Consider the following 18,711-nt stretch of genomic DNA (forward strand, 5'->3'; position numbering starts at 1 on the left):
TCGTTGTCCAAGAAACGGGAGGCAGTTCATCCGAACTCGGGGGCTTTTGCGCATATGCTGTTTGTCTAGTGCCTGTTATGCCTAGTGCGAGCGGCTCTAGTCTGTAGGTATCTAGTCCATGGGCAGGTCGTTCATACTGGTCGAGACGTACTCCCACCAGGTCGGCACCAGCCCGGCGTTCATCGCGACCCTCTGCGAGAGGATGTGCGAGGGGCTCGTACCGTAGAACGGCAGGTACCCTTCCGCCAGGGTCAGGCGTGCCGCATCACGCACCAGGGCACTCGCAATACCCGCACCGCGGAAGGCGGGCAGCACATCAATGCCAATCTGGCGCATAATCGGCGAGTCGTCGCTCATACCCACCATGGCTACCGGGTCGGCATTTGCGGGGATGCCGGCACCTTCGGTGTCACCGGCGCCGTCTACAGCGTAGGCAGCCAGAACCAGCACGTCTGGGCGGCGTTCACTAAAGCCCAGCGCGTTCGAGTAGCGTTTATCCCCGCGGAAACGCTCAAACTGTTCAGCGTCCAGCAGCTCCACGCGCAGACGGGTTACGCGCGCCTGCGTGTCCTGCGGGTCAACCTCAAGCGCACCCGCGGAAGCGTTTGCCTCCCTGCGGATGGTGCGCTCGCCGGTGATTTCGGCGAGCAACGCAGCCTTCAGCTCGGCGGGGTCGACGCGGCGCATCATACCCACACCGGGCACGGCGCACTTCACTTCCTGCGCCTGCACGCCCTCGGGTACGACCGAGTTCAGCAGGGCGCGGCCGGGCGTGTAGTAGACGCTCGTGCCGCTGACCTGCAGCGTGTAGGGGGTGACCAGTTCGTTGAGCTGGCGCAGCGGCGCGTAATCGCCCAGCCAATTCGACTGGTCGCCGAGCATGTAGTCAATGGCCCTGTCCAGCACGCGCGGATGCTTGGCGCAGAGAATGCCGACGCTCGCGTAGTTGGCGACGCGCAACTCCCAAATGTCGTCGTTGCGGCGGCGTGCGGCACCCATCTTCTCGGAGGGCGGCTGCACGGTGGCGAGTAGCGGCAGGCTCTCGGCTTCCGGGTAGTCGCGTAGCTCTTCCAGGGCGCGGCTAATCGAGCCGGGTGCCTGGCAGAAGTCTGCCTCCAGCTGGGTGTGCAGGATATGCCGCGCACGGTCCGCGGTGGTCACAGCGCCACGGGTCACGGCTCCCCGGTTCACAGCTCCCCGAGTGGGTTCGGTTCCTTGAGTATCAGTCACGTAGGTTTCCTCTAGGTCAAGTTCTTGACTAGTTCAGGATCTCGGCTAGTTCAGGATCTCAGCAAGGAACGCACCGGTGTGCGAGCCCTTCACCTGAGCCACCTGTTCCGGGGTGCCCTCGGCGATGACGGTGCCGCCGCCGCTACCGCCTTCGGGGCCCATGTCGATAATCCAGTCGGCGCACTTAACCACGTCCAGGTTGTGCTCGATGGTGATGACGCTATTGCCCTTGTCGACCAGCGATTGCAGCACGGCGAGCAGCTTGCGGATGTCTTCAAAGTGCAGGCCGGTGGTCGGCTCGTCCAGCACGTAGATGGAGCGGCCGTTGGAGCGCTTCTGCAGTTCGGTTGCGAGCTTCACGCGCTGCGCTTCACCGCCGGAGAGGGTGGTTGCGGGCTGGCCCAGGCGAATGTAGCCCAGGCCCACGTCCACGAGGGTGTTCAGGTGGCGCGCAATCGGGGTGAATGCGGCGAAGAACTCTGCGGCTTCTTCCACGGGCATTTCGAGCACGTCGGCAATGGTCTTGCCCTTGTAGTGCACTTCGAGGGTTTCGCGGTTGTAGCGCTTGCCGTGGCAGGTTTCGCAGGGTACGTACACGTCCGGCAGGAAGTTCATTTCAATCTTCAGGGTGCCGTCGCCGGAGCAGTCCTCACAACGGCCGCCCTTGACGTTGAAGGAGAATCGGCCGGGGGTGTAGCCTCGCATTTTCGCTTCGCTGGTCTCTGCGAACAGCTTGCGGATGTGGTCAAACACGCCGGTGTAGGTGGCGGGGTTCGAGCGCGGGGTACGGCCGATGGGCGACTGGTCCACGTGAATGACCTTGTCCAGGTGTTCCAGGCCGTCGATGCTCTTGTGGCGTCCGGGTACCTGCTTGGCGCCGTTGAGCTTGTTCGCCAGGGAGGTGTACAGAATGTCATTGACGAGGGTGGACTTACCCGAGCCGGACACGCCGGTCACCGCGGTGAACACGCCCAGCGGGAAGGACACAGTCACGTTCTTGAGGTTGTTTTCGCGGGCGCCGCGCACGGTCAGCTGACGTTCCTTGTCCACGGGGCGGCGGGATGCGGGCACCTCAATGGTGCGGCGGCCAGCCATGTAATCGCCGGTAATGGACTTGGTGTTCTTCAGCAGCTCCTCGAAGCTGCCGGAGTGCACGATTTCGCCGCCGTGCTCGCCGGCACCGGGTCCGACGTCCACGATCCAGTCGGCTTCGCGCATGGTGTCTTCGTCGTGCTCAACCACGATAAGCGTGTTGCCCATATCGCGCAGCTTGGTCAGGGTTTCGATGAGGCGGCGGTTATCGCGCTGGTGCAGACCGATGGAGGGCTCGTCGAGCACGTAGAGCACCCCGACCAGGCCCGAACCGATCTGGGTTGCGAGGCGGATGCGCTGCGCCTCACCGCCGGAGAGCGTACCGGCGGAGCGTGAGAGGGTCAGGTAGTCCAGACCCACGTCCAGCAGGAACTGCAGGCGCGCGTCAATTTCCTTGAGGACCTGCTCGCCGATCTTGGCTTCGCGGGCGCTGAGCTGCAGGCTACGCACGAAGGCGAGCGCGTCAGCCAGGGACAGGTCGGTAATGTCTGCGATGGACTGGCCGCCGACCTTCACGCCGAGGATGGTCGGGTTCAGGCGCGCGCCGCCGCAGGAGGGGCAGGCGACCTGGCGCATGTACTGTTCGTAGCGGTCGCGGGCAAAGTCCGATTCGGTTTCTTCGTGCTTGCGCTTGATGTACGCCTTCACGCCTTCGAATCCGGAGGTGTAGCGGCGTTCGCGGCCGAATCGGTTGCGGTAGGACACCTCAACCTTGTAGTCCTTGCCCTCCAGGATGGCGGCGCGGGTCTTGGCGGGCAGGTCCTTGAAGGGGGTGTTCAGGTCGAAGCCGAGCTCCTCCCCCAGGCCTGCGAGCAGGCGCAGCCAGTATTCGGTGGTTGCTTTGCCCTGCGACCAGGGGGCGATAGCGCCCTCGCCGAGGGTCAGGTCGGGGTTGGGTACGAGCAGTTCGGTGTCTACTTCCAGGCGCGAGCCGATACCGTCGCAGGCGGTACATGCGCCGAACGGCGAGTTGAAGGAGAAGGCGCGCGGCTCGATGGTGTCGATCTGCAGCGGGTGATTATTGGGGCAGGCGAGGTTTTCACTGAAGGAGCGGGTGCGTTCGGGGTCGTCCTGCTCGCGGTCCACGAAGTCGATGAGCACGCGGCCGTCGGCGAGCTTGAGCGCGGTTTCGATGGAATCGGTCAGGCGCTGATGGATACCGTCCTTAATGACGATGCGGTCGACGACCACCTCAATGGTGTGCTTGTACTGCTTGGCGAGCTTGGGCGGGTCGGAGAGCTGCACGGTTTCGCCGTCCACGCGGGCACGCGAATAGCCCTGGGTCAGCAGGTCCTTGAAGAGGTCCACGAACTCGCCCTTACGTGCGCTGACGACGGGCGCGAGGATCTGCAGGCGGGTGCGTTCGGGGTACTCCTGCAGAATGTCCACAATCTGCTGCGGGGTCTGCTGGGTTATTTCTTCGCCGCATTCGGGGCAGTGCGGGTGGCCGATGCGTGCCCAGAGCAGACGCATGTAGTCATAGATTTCGGTGATGGTACCGACGGTTGAGCGCGGGTTCTTGGAGGTGGACTTCTGGTCGATAGACACCGCCGGGGAGAGGCCCTCGATGAAGTCTACGTCGGGCTTATCGACCTGTCCGAGGAACATACGCGCGTAGGAGGACAGCGACTCGACGTAGCGGCGCTGACCTTCCGCAAAGATGGTGTCGAAGGCGAGGGAGGACTTACCGGAGCCGGAGAGGCCGGTGAAGACGACCATCGCATCACGCGGAATGGTGAGGTCTACGTTCTTGAGGTTGTTTTCGCGGGCACCCTGAACCCGGATGCTGGTCAGATCGTTCGCTTTGAGTGCGGTGCTACCGTGTGCCGGGCGGGGTGTCATCGAAAATCCTTTCGTCTTATCTTCGAACTTAAATTCTACACCCTCACGCCTTTCACCAGCGGGATTATGCGGCGGGTGAAGGCATGAGGGTGCAGTACTTATATGAGGTGGACTAGGAGGCGCAATTCATCAAGTGCGGCCTACCAGCCGCGGGTTCCCCACTCTTCCAGGTGGGGGCGCTCGTCGCCGAGGGTGGTAGAGCGGCCGTGGCCGGGCAGTACGATGGCGTCGTCTTCGAAGCCTCCGAAGAGTTTTTCGAGCACGTTGGAGAAGAGCTCACCGAACTGCTGCGGGGAATCGGTCTTGCCCACGCCGCCGGGGAAGAGGGCGTCGCCGGTGAACAGCAGGGTTGCGGGGGTGCCGTCTTCCCAGGTGGTTTCGAGGGTGTAGACGATGGATCCGGGGGTGTGGCCGGGCACGTGCAGGGCGCGGATGACGGTGTCGGAGAGGTAGAAGTCGAAGCTTTCGCCGCCGGTCAGCTCTTCTTCGACGATGTAGTCTTCCAGTTCCTTAATCTCAGCAGCGTCAGCTGCACCCGCGGAGGTCACGGCACCGGTGAGGTGGTCGAGCTCCTTAATAGCGCGGATGTGATCCCAGTGGCCATGGGTGACCAGGATGCCGGTCAGACCGATTGCGCGGGGCCTGATGGAGTTGAAGTCCTCTTCCTTCTCCATGACTCGCACGCGGCGTTCTTCGCCGTCTGCCAGTTCAAGCTGCGGGCAGTCCTTCAGGAGCGCGTCGAGGGTGAATGCATAGAGTTCTTCTGCGTCGTCTGCAGGGTCGATGAGCACCTGCTCGCCGGTGGCGCGCATGGTGATGAGGTAGACGCTGTTGTCCATCTCGGAGACACTGAACGCACGGACGGTCAGTTCGGGGTTCTCAAAGATGAGGGTGGGTTCGGGGTAAGTAGTCATAGTTCCAGTGTAGGGGTTGTGACCGCACAGCATGCGCCTATGCGGTTCGCTCCCCTATCAGCGCATTCGGCGTTGAACGCGCGGGTTGCATGTGCGGGATGCACAGGGAATAGATTCTGGAGCATGCTCGGTACGGATTAGGTTCCGGCTGGATTCAGCCCGGCTGGATCCCGCCCGGCTGAGGTTCCACTGAAATTCAAAAGTTAAACAGAGAAGCGACTGCGCATCGATACACAGTCGCTTCTCATGACACCCAGGGGTATCTATCACTCACTCAAACACAAGCAACCCGAGGACTTTGGAAATCTCACGATTACTTGATGACTCAATAGTAGCGAACTTTTTAGGGGCTGTTTTACCGCCCAATTTGGTACGGAGAGCCGGATTTAGTGACCCGCGCCTCAATGTAATCATTCTGTAATAAAAACAGGTGTTTTTTAGGGTATCCATACGTACCAATTTCATTTTTTTCGAGTTTTAGTGTGACTTATTTCACCCAAAATAATTTTAGATTTTCCCTCATTTGACACTTCAGTGCACCTTTAACTTAAGCTCCGCACTCGGCAATCCCAAAGGTTCAATACCCAGTTTTAGCCCGGTATTCTGCGGAAGTAGAGGGTTAAGGTGAAAGTATCTTCAAGTACTTGCAACTTCATAAGCGGGAAAAAATGTACTGCTCACCGTTCAAAATCTACACAATTATTCGCGCGAGGGCAAAATCAATTGGTCTGTTTTACCCCTGTAGGTACCCCCTAAAGTAGAGGTTTTATTACAAAACAATAACATCAGCCCCACTTTCAGGTTCACTGAGTGCACCCATTAAAACCCCTTTCAAAAAGCAAAATACCTAGTCAATGCCGTATTTTCACAAAATGCAAGACAGTGTGTCACTAAAAAATCAACCTCTACAGATTGTTTAATAAAACCTGACCTTCAAGCACAAATAGAGCCCAATTATTAACCAGCACGTACCAATTCCGCCCTCAAAACAGGCGCTATAGAAGCCTCAATGAAAGGTTGAAAGACCCCTCCACTAGGGGTTTCAGGATCCTTCACTCCCCCTGGTTGATGCCTGGTTGCAGCCTAGTTTCAGCCCGGGTTGTAGCCTGGCTGCAACCTAGTTTCACTCTATTTTCAAGAGCTCCGCTCCCCCGCCCTCAAGCGTTGCGCACCTCGTATTCGCCCCTCATGCTTCCATATATCTGGGGCAGAGCCACTCCACAAAAGCGCCACAGGCTACAGCAAAGGCGGCGCCTCTCCCCCGCTGTGGGGAAGGAGCGCCGCCTCCACTAGCTATAAATCAGCTGGAACAGCCGCCTTAGGACAGGCCGATCATCACGCCATTCTCGTCGAAGCCGATGCGCTCAGCTGCGGGGCTCTTGCTCAGACCCGGCATAGTGCGCATGGTGCCGCAGATAGCGTAGACGTAGCCAGCACCTGCAGCCAGGCGAACCTCGCGCACGGGCAGAGTCCAGCCGGTCGGTGCGCCCTTCAGAGTTGCATCCGAAGAGATGGACAGGTGGGTCTTCGCGATAACCACGGGCAGGTGCGAGTAGCCCAGCTCAGCGAAACGCTTCAGCTGCTTAGCGGCAGCGGGAGCAATCGAAATGCCGTCCGCGCCGTAGACCTTGGTCGCAACCTTCTCAATCTTGGTCTCGATGGAGTCCTCAAGATCGTAGGTGTACTTCAGATCCGAAACGTCGTCACATGCCTCAGCAACCACGTCCGCCAGGTCGGTGGTGCCCTTACCGCCCTCAGCCACACCGCGGTGGATAGCGACGCGAGCACCGGCTTCCTCAGCAATACGGCGGATGGTCTCGTGCTCGGACTCGAAGTCGGTCGGGAAGGCGTTGATTGCCACGACCGGCTGAACACCGAAGTTGCGCACAATCTCGATGTGCTTCTTCAGGTTCTCTGCGCCCTTCTCCACGTCGGAGGGGCTTTCCTGCAGCATGCCTTCGGGCAGGGGCTTGCCCGGAACGATCTTGTACAGGCCGGAGTGGGACTTCAGGGAGCGCACGGTTACGACGAGCACTGCTGCGTCCGGCTTCAGGCCGGAGACGCGGCACTTGACGTTGAAGAAACGCTCCGCACCCATATCGGCACCGAAACCAGCCTCGGTAATCACGTAGTCGGAGTACTCCAGACCAACGTAGTCGGCGACCACGGAGGAGTTACCGGTTGCGATGTTGCCGAAGGGGCCCGCGTGAATCAGTGCGGGGGTGTGCTCCAGGGTCTGCAGCAGGTTCGGATTGATAGCGTCTGCCAGGATGACGGACATTGCGCCGTCAGCCTTCAGGTCGGCTGCGGTGACGGGCTCGCCGTCGTAGTTCAGTCCGATCACGATCTTTGCCAGGCGCTCACGCAGGTCCTTGAAGGAGGTTGCCAGCGAGAGAATCACCATGATTTCGGAGGCGCTGGTGATGTCGAAACCGGTCTCGCGGACCACGCCGTCCATGCGTTCGCCCAGGCCCACGACGATGTTGCGCAGGGAGCGGTCGTTCATGTCGATAACGCGGCGCCACTCGATAGCGCGCGGGTCGATGCGCAGCTCGTTGCCGTGGTGCAGGTGGTTGTCGATCATGGCGGCAAGCAGGTTGTGTGCTGCGGTGACGGCGTGGAAGTCGCCGGTCAGATGCAGGTTCAGCTTCTCCATGGGAACGATCTGGGAGTAGCCGCCGCCCGCTGCGCCGCCCTTGATACCGAAGGTCGGGCCCATTGCGGGCTGACGCAGCGCCAGGATTGCCTTGCGGCCGGTCTGTGCGAAGCCCTGTGCGAGGGAGACGGAGGTTGCGGTCTTACCTTCACCGAGCGGGGTGGGGGTGACTGCGGTAACCACGATGTACTTGGAGCCGCGCTTGCGGGCGGTCTCTGCGTTGGTGGTTTCGTCGAGGAGGACCTTAGCGACATACTTGCCGTAGGGTTCAAGGCGATCTTCGCTGATGCCGTTGTCTGCTGCGATCTTGTTAATAGGCCAAAGATCGGCGGCAAGTGCGATTTCGAGGTCGGAAGGGAAAGGCTTCTTCGTCATTGTCATCCTTCGAGTTGTACGAATCATGCTCTTTTATTCTATGCCTTGGCTCACTCATTTGTCCCTCACCTCGCCGGAAGGTGGCAAATAAACCCAATTTTTAATGCACTAATCCCCGCAACCGGCACCCTACGCTCACGTGGAGCGGCAGGATCGGTGCGGGGATTAGTAGCGCATATACGCCGGGTTGCGGGTACAGCAGCCGGTATAGGAACCGGCGATACGAGCGGCTATTACGGCATAGTCAGCAGAACCTTGGTAGCGGTACGCTGGTCCATTGCCTCGTAACCCTTAGCCGCCTCGTCAATGGGCAGAACCATGTCGAAGACGCGGCCGGGCTCAATTTCGCCCTTGTAAATCAGGTCGATGAGGGTCGGCAGGTACTTGCGTACGGGGGCGGGGCCACCTTCCAGGTGAACCTGCTTGCCGAAGAGCTTATCGGTGCCGATGGAGCTGTCGTGCGGAACGCCCACGAAGCCGATGTAGCCGCCGTGGCGTACGCAGCCGAGAGCCTGGTCGAAGGACTGCTGGGTGCCAACAGCCTCCGCGACGCCGTGTGCGCCCACGCCGTCGGTGAGCTCCATGACCTTGGCGATGCCCTCTTCGCCGCGCTCTTCCACGATGTGGGCTGCGCCGAATGCCTTAGCGAGCGCCTGACGTTCGGGGTTGCGGGACATGATGATGATCTTCTCCGCGCCGAGCTGCTTAGCGCCGATGACTGCGCTCAGGCCGACTGCGCCGTCGCCAACAACGACGATGGTCTTGCCGGGGCCTGCCTGCGCTGCGTCTGCTGCGTACCAGCCGGTGCCGAGCACGTCGGATGCCGCCATCAGGTGCGGAATCTGCTCTGCGGTGGGTGCAGCGGGGGTCTTGACGAGGGTGCCATCTGCGAAGGGTACGCGGGCGTATTCTGCCTGGGTGCCGTTGGAGCGTGCGCCAATGAAGGCGTCGCCTGCCGCGATTGCCTTGAGGCAGCGGGAGGGGTAGCCTGCGGTGCAGGTTTCGCATTCGCCGCAGGAGATGCAGAAGGAGCCTACGACGAAGTCGCCGGGGGCTACGGTGGTGACCTCGGAGCCGACCTCGACGACCTCACCGATGTATTCGTGGCCCATTGCCCGGTGGTCAACGGGCTGTGCGCCGCGGTAGGGCCACAGGTCGGAGCCACAGATGCAGGATGCGGCGAGCTTGATGATGGCGTCGGTGGGTTCGAGCAGGGTCGGCTTCTCAACTTCGTTGACGACGACCTTGCCGGGGGCTTCCATAACAACTGAACGCATGATGTTCCTTTCAAATCTGCGTTGATAGTTAGTCGTATCAGAGTACGCCCCGCACCCCGATATATCAATAATTTTTTATGCTACGGGGTGAAGGTAAAAATTCCGACAACCGGAACCAGAAAGACCGCTCCTACTCCCCTGCTTCTCCGCCGCTTCCGCGCCAGGTTATACCGGGGAAGCCTGGGCATCCTGGCACGTTAAATAGCCCGGTTAAACGGCGGAACCCCCGCGCATCCACAGTGGATACGCGGGGGTCGGTTTATCTCAGCCTGATATCTCAAGGCGAGAAGGGGCTTAGAAGTCCCAGGATAGAAGTCTCCGCCTTAGAAGTCCCAGTCCTCGTCCTCAGTGTTCACAGCCTTACCGATCACGTAGGAAGAGCCGGAACCGGAGAAGAAGTCGTGGTTCTCATCAGCGTTCGGGGACAGTGCCGAGAGGATTGCCGGGGACACGTTAGTCACGGTCGCCGGGAACATCGGCTCGTAGCCCAGGTTCATCAGAGCCTTGTTAGCGTTGTAGTGCAGGAACTTCTTAACGTCCTCACTCCAACCCACACCGTCGTACAGGGAGTGGGTGTACGCCACCTCGTTCTCGTACAGTTCGTACAGCAGGTTGAAGGTGTACTCCTTCAGCTCTGCCTGACGCTCCGCGGACTCCTTCGCCAGGCCGCGCTGGAACTTGTAGCCAATGTAGTAGCCGTGCACTGCCTCGTCACGAATAATCAGACGAATCAGGTCAGCGGTGTTGGTCAGCTTCGCGTGCGAAGACCAGTACATGGGCAGGTAGAAGCCCGAGTAGAACAGGAAGGACTCCAGCAGAGTGGAGGCAACCTTCTTCTTCAGCGGGTCGTCACCGGTGTAGTAGGACAGAACAATCTTCGCCTTCTTCTGCAGGTGCTCATTCTCAGAAGCCCAGCGGAACGCCTCGTCAATCTCCTTGGTGGAGGCGAGGGTCGAGAAGATCGAGGAGTACGACTTTGCGTGCACGGACTCCATGAACGCAATGTTGGTGTACACGGCCTCTTCGTGCGCGGTCACAGCGTCCGGCAGCAGGGACACAGCACCGACAGTACCCTGGATGGTGTCCAGCAGGGTCAGACCGGTGAAGACGCGCATGGTCAGCTGCTTCTCTTCCTCGGTCAGGGTCTTCCAGGAGGGCACGTCGTTGCTCAGCGGCACCTTCTCCGGCAACCAGAAGTTACCGGTCAGACGATCCCAAACCTCAAGGTCCTTCTCGTCCTCAATACGGTTCCAGTTGATAGCCTCGACCACGTGGTCGACGAGCTTCACCTTTTCGCTCATTAGTAATTCTCCGATTCTTAAGGGGCGGTTACGGTGCCACGCGCGGCCAGCCAGTCGCGCAGGCGGTTTGCGTGTTTACCGTAACCGCCCCTTCCAGTCTTTAGTTATAGTGTGCCAGCTCAGGCTGAATGCGTCACAGCATTCGGGCTAGAGCATGCAGGATACGCAGCCTTCAACCTCGGTACCCTCAAGAGCCATCTGACGCAGACGGATGTAGTAGATGGTCTTGATGCCCTTACGCCATGCGTAAATCTGGGCGCGGTTGATATCGCGGGTGGTTGCGGTATCGCGGAAGAAGAGGGTCAGCGACAGGCCCTGGTCCACGTGCTGGGTTGCCACAGCGTAGGTGTCGATGATCTTCTCGTAACCAATTTCGTAGGAGTCCTGGTAGTACTCCAGGTTGTCGTTGGTCATGTACGGTGCCGGGTAGTAGACGCGGCCGAGCTTGCCTTCCTTGCGGATCTCAATCTTCGAAGCGATCGGGTGAATCGAAGAGGTCGAACCGTTGATGTAGGAAATGGAGCCGGTCGGCGGAACAGCCTGCAGGTTCTGGTTGTACATGCCGTACTGTGCCACGTCAGCAGCCAGCTGAATCCACTCTTCACGGGTGGGGATGTGGTGCTTAGCGAACAGTTCGCGGGTACGCTCGGTCTGCGGTGCCCATTCCTTCTCAATGTACTTTGCAAAGAACTCACCGGATGCGTACTTCGAGTTCTCGAAGCCCTCGAAACGCTGACCGCGTTCCTTAGCGATCTGCATGGAGGCGCGGATTGCGTGGTAGGCAACGGTGTAGAAGTACATGTTGGTGAAGTCCAGTGCTTCTTCGGAACCGTAGTAGACGTGCTCGCGTGCCAGGTAGCCGTGCAGGTTCATCTGGCCCAGACCCACGGCGTGGCTCATGCCGTTGCCGCGCTCGATGGAGGGTACGGAGCGGATGTCAGACTGGTCGGAGACGGAGGTCAGCGAACGAATCGCGGTTTCCACGGTCTTGCCGAAGTCGTCGCCGTCCATGGTCAGTGCAATGTTCAGCGAGCCGAGGTTGCAGGAGATGTCCTTACCGACGGTCTCGTAGCCGAGGTCAGCGTGGTAGGTGGACGGCTCAGAAACCTGCAGGATCTCGGAGCACAGGTTGGACATGATGATCTTACCGGCGATGGGGTTCGCGCGGTTGACGGTGTCTTCGAACATCACGTACGGGTAGCCGGACTCGAACTGGATCTCTGCGATGGTCTGGAAGAACTCACGCGCGTTGATCTTGGTCTTGGTGATGCGTGCATCGTCGACCATTTCGTAGTACTTCTCGGAGACGTTGATGTCGGAGAAGGGCACACCGTAGATGCGTTCCACATCGTACGGGGAGAAGAGGTACATGTCCTCGTTCTTCTTCGCCAGCTCGAAGGTGATGTCGGGGATGACAACGCCCAGGGAGAGGGTCTTGATGCGGATCTTCTCGTCAGCGTTCTCACGCTTGGTGTCCAGGAAGGCGTAGATGTCGGGGTGGTGTGCGTGCAGGTACACGGCACCGGCACCCTGACGTGCGCCGAGCTGGTTTGCGTAGGAGAAGGCGTCTTCCAGCAGCTTCATGACGGGGATAACGCCCGAGGACTGGTTCTCAATCTTCTTAATGGGCGCACCGGACTCGCGCAGGTTGGTCAGGGCGAATGCCACGCCGCCGCCGCGCTTGGAGAGCTGCAGTGCAGAGTTGATGGAGCGGCCGATGGACTCCATGTTGTCTTCCATGCGCAGCAGGAAGCAGGAGACGAGCTCGCCGCGCTGACGCTTACCTGCGTTGAGGAAGGTGGGGGTTGCCGGCTGGAAACGGCCGGAGATGATCTCGTCGACGATGTCTTCGGCGAGCTTCTCGTTGCCTTCTGCCAGCAGCAGTGCGACCATGCAGACGCGGTCTTCGAAACGCTCCAGGTAGCGCTGACCGTCGAAGGTCTTGAGCGCGTAGGAGGTGTAGAACTTGAAGGCACCCAGGAAGGTCGGGAAGCGGAACTTCACGGCGTAGGCGCGCTTGAACAGGTTCTTAATGAACTGGAAGTTGTACTTGTCGAAGAGTTCCGGCTCGTAGTACTGGTTCTCGATCAGGTACTCGATCTTCTCTTCCAGGTCGTGGAAGAAGACGGTGTTGTTGTTGACGTGCTGCAGGAAGTACTGTCGTGCCGCCTGGCGGTCTGCATCGAACTGAATCTGGCCGTTCTCATCGTAGAGGTTCAGCAGTGCGTTCAGCTCGTGGTAGCTCATACCCTTGAACTTCTCGGGCACGCTCTTGCCGTTGTGGCTCGCACCGAGAGTTTCTAGTGCTGAGGGCAGTTTTGCGTCCAAAATGCTTCCAATCCTTCGTTGACTTTTTCTACATCTGAATCGGTGCCCATGAGCTCAAATTTGAAGAGCACGGGCACATCGCACTTCTTGGCGACAATGTCTGCCGCGATACCGAAGAGCGGACCAAAGTTGGTGTTGCCGGAGCCAATCACACCGAGTATGTGGTGGCGATTCTGCTCCACGTTCAGGAATTTAACCACCTGCGGGGGAACGTTACCGGCGCCTTCGGGCTTGCCGTAGGTGGGGACGATGAGCACGAACGGCTCATCAAGAATGAGGGTGTCTTCGCCGGTGCGCAGCGGCAGGCGGAGGCGGCGGGCACGGATCTTCTCCACGAACTTGTGGGTGTTACCGGAGATGGAGGAGAAGTACACGATGAGTGGCGCTGTATCGTCCAGTTCGTCCTCGGTCGCTCGACCCTCGGAAGCATTGCGTGCATCCATAAGAATCTTGCGGATTTCTGCGTGCTCGTCGACGGGGTTGGGCGTGAGGGCGGTACTCAATCTGTACTCCTTATTCTCGTGGGCCGGTGTGGTTCCGTGCCGATTTTCCGTTTGTACGGGTTTCGGCAGGGTTGTTACGCTGCCAGAGCGTTGATCTTGTCGGGCTGGAAGCCGGACCAGTGCTCGTCGCCTGCGATGACGACGGGTGCCTGCATGTAGCCGAGGGACTTGACCATTTCGAGGGCCTGAGCGTCTTCGGTGATATCAACCTTGGTGTAGCTGATACCCTTCGCGTCGAGGGCGCGGTAGGTCATGTTGCACTGGACGCACTGGGGCTTGGTGTACACGGTCACTACCATGGGAGTGCCTCTTACTTTCTCCCGCTCGGGCGGGCTTATCTCGTGAATGAATCTGGCGTGTTTCGTCGGTGGTTCACCACGTGTTATTTACGGCGGGCGCTGTGCCGTCCACTGCCCCCTCCTAGTGGGGCGTGGCGGTTTCCTGCTCTGGGGCAGGGCGCCTAAAAGTGCCGTAGTGGTGGAACCGAGTATTAATACTACATCTAGTGTCGAGATTTTTCTGCACCACAAGATGATGTGGTGCGAGGGTCGTGTTTCGTTCGATAAACCCACAGTTGAACCCACTTAAGAGGGGGTGTCTACAGCTTATCCACACCCTGCCGCGGGGCTAGTTCGCCGTATTTTCGCGGGGTGTGCCGGGTTATCCACAGGTGGGGTTTAAGTTGGTCAGGATTTTTAAGGGTTCATTCGCCCGCTGAGTTGAGGTTCAGTTAACCTCATGTATGCGTTTGGGGGCATAAAACCCGGCAGATTCGGGCTTGATTTTAAAGAGATTTCCGCTCTCACCCGTTCTTGCGCGGAACGGCGCGGTTTTAAAGCAGAACGGACTTTCTTAAAGGCGGGGGTTAACCCCCTTCGAGCGGGTTTAAGCTATGTGATTAAGGCTGTAGAAAAGATTTTTAACTCTTTTTCAGCAGCCGGTGTGTCGTGGGTTTAAGTTGGTTAATTCCGCTGAAACACCAAAACCCACCGCATATACCGGCATTTCGCGGTATTTGCGGTGGGTTTACAGGCTATAGGCACAGATTTTAGCAACCGGCGAGCAGTAACCGGCTAGAAATCGATCAGGCCCAGCTCACGCAGTTTCTTACTCAGCGTTACGCCGTCGGTGGCTTCAATCCACAGCGGCGAGCGCATCATCTGTTCGGCACGGTAGTCACTCCAGACTCGGCCGGAGGCGAGCATGGTCTCCCCCACCGTCAGGTTGCGGATGACGATTGCCGCGACGTTGTCCGGGTAGCGTACCGCGAAGCCGTTGTAGATGTACGGGTCGCGCTGCCCGTCGTCACCGACGAGGATCCACTTCATTTGCGGGAATTCCTCGGCGAGGCGGCGCAGGGACTCGACCTTATGGTTGGTTCCGGAGCGGAACCAGCGGTCCGGGGTGGGGCCCCAGTCGGTGAGCAGGAACGTGCCGCGCGGGTAGCCGTTGCGGCTGAGGAAACGGCGCAGGGTCGGGGTGATGTTCCAGGCGCCGGTGGACAGGTACATGAACGGCGCATTCGGGTGGCTGCGGCGGATACGGTCGGTCATGACCGCCATGCCGGGGGTGGGGATACGTGCGTGCTCGTCGAGGATGAAGGAGTTCCAGGCGGCAACCATGGGGCGCGGCAGCATGGTGACCATGACGGTGTCGTCGACGTCCATGATGACGCCGAGCTTCTGGCTTTCGGGAACGATATAGACGCTGGTTGCTACGGCGCGGGAACCGGGCACGTACATGATGACTTCGTGTATGCCGGGTTCCAGGTCGATGCTGAGTTTGACGTCGAGCACGCCGCCGCGGTCGGTGTACGCCTCGTGCTTGGTGCCGTCGATGACGATGGTGACGGGCGCATCGGACATTGCGGTTGCGGTGAAGGAGCGCCAGCCGCGCATGGGGTTGGCGGTGTCTTGGGTGCCGTCGACGACCTGCAGGAGGCGTTCGAGGTTGACCGTCTTGTAAAGGGCGCGGGCGATAACGCGGACCCAGCCGGGGGTTCCGTCGGAGGCGGCGCGGCCGTAGCCTTCGGTGGGCACGAGGATAGGCTCGCGACCGGCAGCGATGGCACGCTTTTCGCGCCACCTGTGCAGCCGGTCTGCAACACGGTAGCCGATGTTGACAGCCTCGTCGGCAGCATCGTTCACAAGGTTGCGCAGTTCGTGAGTGCCCAAATTCTCCATCCCACTAGTGTAGCGGAGCGTTACCGGCTTGCGGCTTTAGGATTTTGTGTTCTTATACCTAGTTTTTATACCTATTAATACTGTGGTGCTGAGCGCGGGGTGTGATGTGCACATTATTTAGGGTGTATTCGCTGTTCAGATTCGTTCCTTGCAGGTGGGGGCGTTATCCTGGAGAGTATGACCCACTCACAGCCTAACCGCCGACTTTTTGTGCTCGGCACTGCTATGCTTCCGCTGATTGCTGCCTGCTCGAAGAAGTCGAATGACTACGACGGCACCAGCGGTAATTTCACTCCGTATCAGGCTGGCGGCGAGACCTCTGCTACTGCTACTCGCCCCGCACCCACGAATTCGCCGACGGTTGCCGCTGCTGGCAACCCGGTTGATAAGCCGCGCGAATGGCCCGGCATCGGCAACTCCCTCATTGGTGACGGCAAGTATGTTGCGTGGACTGTTGATGACGGCGCAAGCCCGGAGGCGATTCGCGGCTACGCTGAGTTCTCGAAGCGTACGAATACTCGCCTGACGTTCTTCATTAACGCTTCGTACACCGGTTTTAAGGAGCATGTGTCGTTGCTGCGTCCGCTGGTTCAGAGCGGCCAGATTCAGGTTGCGAACCACACGTACAACCACGCTGACCTGACCACCCTGGATGCTGAGGGTGTGAAGGAAGAGCTGCAGCGTAACGAAGACGAGATTATGAGCATGTTCGGTGTCTCGTCGAAGCCGTACTTCCGCCCGCCGTACGGCCGCTACAACGATGCGGTGCTGAAGGCTGCCGGTGAGATTGGTTTTACCCGCCCGGTCATGTGGAACGGCACTACCGGCGACGAGGCGAAGACCAGCTCCCGTGTGATTTACATGCGTTGTATCCGCTACATGTTGCCGCAGCAGATTGTGCTGGGTCACCTGAACTACGAGACGATCATCCCGATTCTGGATAAGGTGAAGGGCCTGCTCGATGACCGCGGCCTGACTGCGGTGACGGTTCGTGACTACTACGGTGACGCATCCGAGGAAGAGATTAAGGCGGCGGCTCCTTCGCCGACCCCCACCCCGGAGGAGAACACCCCCTCCCCCGAGGCGACTACGGAGGCACCGGCCCCTACCCAGGAGCCGACTACTGAGGCTCCGACTCAGGCGCCGACTACCCGCTATGAGGATGAGGTAGCGGCTACCCAGCAGGCTACGACTGCACCTGCGGCGGCAACCACTACGGCTCCGCCGGCTCGTGCGACCACCGCACCCGCGGCTACTGCCACGACCGCACCGACGGCTGCCCGCCGATAGGTTCGCGTATTTCGCGTGTGCTAAGCCCCCTTGACCCGGTTCCCCTACGGACCGGTACGAGGGGGCTTTGCCGTACCCGGCGAGAATAAACGCGGCAACCGGGGCGTTAGGTGATCGTACAGGGCGGCAGTTGCCCCATCCGAGTGTGAGAGGAATAGACACCATGCGTATTGATATTTGGTCCGATATTGTGTGCCCCTTCTGCTACGTGGGCAAGCGTAACCTGGAGCAGGCGCTCGCCGAGTTTGAGCACCGTGACGAGGTTGAGGTGGTGTGGCATAGTTTTGAGCTGGACCCGTCGGCTACGGAGCATCCGGCAGGTTCGTTGCCTGAGATGATTGCTGGCAAGTATCAGATGCCGTTGGAGCAGGCGATTGCGAGCCAGGAGTCGATAGCGGAGCGTGCCCGCGAGGTGGGTTTGGATTTCAATTGGCGGCAGGCACGCTACGGTAACACGTTTGATGCGCACCGTGTGATTCATTATGCGGCGGAGCAGGGTTTGGCATCGGCGGCGCAGGAGGCGTTTAAGAAGGCGTACTTCACGCAGGGCCGTTCGGTGCAGGATCACGAGTCGATTCTGGATATCGCCTCTGAGATTGGTTTGGATACCGCCGAGGTTGAGGCGGTGTTGAAGAGCGACCGTTACGCGGTGGATGTGCGCGCTGATGAGCAGTTGGCGCACCAGCTGGGCATTAATGGTGTGCCGTTCTTCTTGATTGAGTCGAAGTGGGCGGTGAATGGTGCGCAGCCTGCGGAGGCGCTGGTGCAGGCGCTGCGTCAGGTGTGGGAGCAGACTCATCAGGTTGAGTTCCTGAACCCGCTGGCGGGCGCGGCTGGTGACGCAGCAGGTAACAATGCTGCGGAGGCGGGTCCGTCCTGCGATGTGAACGGCAACTGCTCCTAGCCTCAGCCCGGCTAGAGCTAGCGGTTCTGGCTAGAGCTGTCCCGGCGGGGACTACTCCCCTAGCTCTCCCCGGCTCATACAGCCCCAGATATGGCGAAGCAACAGATATAGCGAAGCCCCCTTGTGCCGGTTCTGTGCGAACCGGTGCGAGGGGGCTTTGCCATGCCCGCACACTGTGTCTTTCCTTGTCGGGCTCTTTGTGGGCGGCTCGATGTTGTCTGCGGGTGGGGCTGTTTTCCTTTACACTGGAGTGTGTGTTCTACGGTGAACACGCTTGTCCACTCACTTTATAAAGGAATATTGTGTTGAAATTTCACGCCGCGACCGCTGGTGTTCTTGCGGGTGCTCTGTTGTTGACCGGTTGCTCGACGGAGACCTCTGAACAGAAAACTGTACCTGCTAAAGACTCTGCTTCAAAGACCCCTTCACCCAAGCCTAGTAAAACTAAACGTCCTAAACGAACTCCTTCGCCTTCACCAACTCCCAGTCCTTCTGTAGCTCCGTGGGAGACATATACTCCTACTCCACGAGCCACGAAACCAAGGCCTACTCGCGTGGCAACGCAGGCTCCAGTTCAGGAGCCTGCGGCAGTTGCCCCCGCTCAGAGGGTGCCTACTCAGGAAGCTCCTGCCCGGGAAGCACCGGCGCAATCCAGCGTCTATTACAAGAACTGTGCTGAAGCCCGAGCCGCAGGTGCCGCACCCATACACCGGGGTGAACCTGGATATCGGGCTGAGTTGGATAGAGACGGTGACGGCGTGGCGTGCGAGCCGAAGAAGAAGCACTAGGCTCCTGCCCGTTCTTATAGCGAAGCCC

Annotated in this window: 13 protein-coding genes; 3 read left to right on the forward strand and 10 right to left on the reverse strand. The window is 59.6% G+C overall.

All coding sequences use genetic code 11. The features are described 5' to 3' along the window. Window positions 1-111 precede the first annotated feature (111 nt). The 10 genes from HMPREF3055_RS07130 to HMPREF3055_RS07175 all read right to left on the reverse strand — a co-directional run bounded on the left by HMPREF3055_RS07130 (window position 112) and on the right by HMPREF3055_RS07175 (window position 15,701). A complete protein-coding gene (locus tag HMPREF3055_RS07130; protein WP_070738706.1) occupies window positions 112-1,230 on the reverse strand; it encodes a GNAT family N-acetyltransferase in 1,119 nt (372 codons plus the stop codon). 45 nt (window positions 1,231-1,275) lie between these two features. Continuing rightward, a complete protein-coding gene (gene uvrA, locus HMPREF3055_RS07135) occupies window positions 1,276-4,164 on the reverse strand; it encodes an excinuclease ABC subunit UvrA (RefSeq protein WP_070738708.1) in 2,889 nt (962 codons plus the stop codon). Window positions 4,165-4,304: 140 nt separating this feature from the next. Continuing rightward, a complete protein-coding gene (locus tag HMPREF3055_RS07140) occupies window positions 4,305-5,078 on the reverse strand; it encodes an MBL fold metallo-hydrolase (protein WP_070738716.1) in 774 nt (257 codons plus the stop codon). A gap of 1,318 nt (window positions 5,079-6,396) precedes the next feature. Beyond that, window positions 6,397-8,109 (reverse strand): formate--tetrahydrofolate ligase, encoded by a 1,713-nt coding sequence (locus tag HMPREF3055_RS07145; protein WP_005505800.1) that lies wholly within the window; start codon window positions 8,107-8,109, stop codon window positions 6,397-6,399. A gap of 233 nt (window positions 8,110-8,342) precedes the next feature. Continuing rightward, window positions 8,343-9,386, reverse strand: coding sequence for a zinc-binding dehydrogenase (locus HMPREF3055_RS07150; protein WP_070666419.1), 1,044 nt, complete (start codon window positions 9,384-9,386; stop codon window positions 8,343-8,345). A gap of 323 nt (window positions 9,387-9,709) precedes the next feature. Beyond that, on the reverse strand, window positions 9,710-10,687 hold the full coding sequence (gene nrdF / locus HMPREF3055_RS07155) for a class 1b ribonucleoside-diphosphate reductase subunit beta (RefSeq protein ID WP_005505797.1): 978 nt from the start codon (window positions 10,685-10,687) through the stop codon (window positions 9,710-9,712). 147 nt (window positions 10,688-10,834) lie between these two features. Then, entirely contained in the window at window positions 10,835-13,015 is a 2,181-nt protein-coding gene (gene nrdE / locus HMPREF3055_RS07160) for a class 1b ribonucleoside-diphosphate reductase subunit alpha (protein WP_070738718.1), read from the reverse strand. Then, window positions 12,988-13,518, reverse strand: a complete 531-nt coding sequence (nrdI, locus tag HMPREF3055_RS07165) for a class Ib ribonucleoside-diphosphate reductase assembly flavoprotein NrdI (RefSeq protein WP_049342045.1) — start codon at window positions 13,516-13,518, stop codon at window positions 12,988-12,990. Before nrdI ends, nrdE begins: the two co-directional genes overlap by 28 nt. Window positions 13,519-13,592: 74 nt before the next feature. Then, window positions 13,593-13,817: a glutaredoxin-like protein NrdH gene (gene nrdH / locus HMPREF3055_RS07170; protein ID WP_005505794.1), complete on the reverse strand. Its 225-nt coding sequence runs from the start codon at window positions 13,815-13,817 to the stop codon at window positions 13,593-13,595. Between the two features lie 774 nt (window positions 13,818-14,591). Further along, complete coding sequence (locus tag HMPREF3055_RS07175) at window positions 14,592-15,701, reverse strand: App1 family protein (protein ID WP_049350113.1); 1,110 nt, start codon at window positions 15,699-15,701, stop codon at window positions 14,592-14,594. A gap of 177 nt (window positions 15,702-15,878) precedes the next feature. Here HMPREF3055_RS07175 and HMPREF3055_RS07180 point away from each other — a divergent pair, with 177 nt between their 5' ends. The 3 genes from HMPREF3055_RS07180 to HMPREF3055_RS09445 all read left to right on the forward strand — a co-directional run bounded on the left by HMPREF3055_RS07180 (window position 15,879) and on the right by HMPREF3055_RS09445 (window position 18,683). Beyond that, on the forward strand, window positions 15,879-16,991 hold the full coding sequence (locus HMPREF3055_RS07180; protein WP_070738720.1) for a polysaccharide deacetylase family protein: 1,113 nt from the start codon (window positions 15,879-15,881) through the stop codon (window positions 16,989-16,991). A 163-nt stretch (window positions 16,992-17,154) separates the two neighbouring features. Next, window positions 17,155-17,895 carry a DsbA family oxidoreductase gene (locus tag HMPREF3055_RS07185; RefSeq protein WP_049352360.1) on the forward strand — a complete coding sequence of 247 codons (741 nt, stop codon included), beginning with the start codon at window positions 17,155-17,157 and terminating at the stop codon, window positions 17,893-17,895. Between the two features lie 608 nt (window positions 17,896-18,503). Further along, on the forward strand, window positions 18,504-18,683 hold the full coding sequence (locus HMPREF3055_RS09445) for an excalibur calcium-binding domain-containing protein (protein WP_239665152.1): 180 nt from the start codon (window positions 18,504-18,506) through the stop codon (window positions 18,681-18,683). Window positions 18,684-18,711 lie beyond the last annotated feature (28 nt).

This window comes from Rothia sp. HMSC061C12, from assembly GCF_001815755.1.
GTDB classification, from domain to species: domain Bacteria; phylum Actinomycetota; class Actinomycetes; order Actinomycetales; family Micrococcaceae; genus Rothia; species Rothia mucilaginosa.